General features: G+C 55.5%; 1 pseudogene. It reads right to left on the bottom strand.

From position 1 onward, the window contains the following. Nucleotides 1–66 precede the first annotated feature (66 nt). Nucleotides 67–231: pseudogene (locus tag AC1DLB_RS32380) on the bottom strand (FkbM family methyltransferase); the annotation flags it as partial. Between the last annotated feature and the right edge of the window lie 144 nt (nucleotides 232–375).

Raw genomic sequence — 375 nt, 5'->3', positions numbered from 1 at the left:
CGATTATAGCGATTGGGTTGGTTCTGTAAACCCCTGAATTCAGACTATTTTTGCGCAGGCTTTCGGTCAGGCGCGATGCAGTACTTTCTTGAGTTTCTGCAGGGTGCGCCAGGCTCGGCTGTTTTGCATCGCCCGCAGTTGCGCTTCGGCGTGTTCAGCGCGTTGCAGGGCGGCGGGGAGGTGGTTTTCGGTGTTGGTGACGGGGTGGCTGGATTGATGGCCTCTGCAGAACGTCACGGTCGAAGATTTTTCTTGTTCATGGCCGCACTGTCGGCGCCCTCGTATGCGTGTATAGCAAGGGGCATTGCCAGGCGCAATTTTTCGCCGTGGTGTCCGGAATTCGGCGGTTATGTCGTTTTGATTGAATGCTTATGC

This window comes from Pseudomonas sp. 05N434 (genome assembly GCF_056396965.1).
Note: the sequence above shows the minus strand (reverse complement) of the source record. Positions and strands in the feature narration are given on the sequence as shown.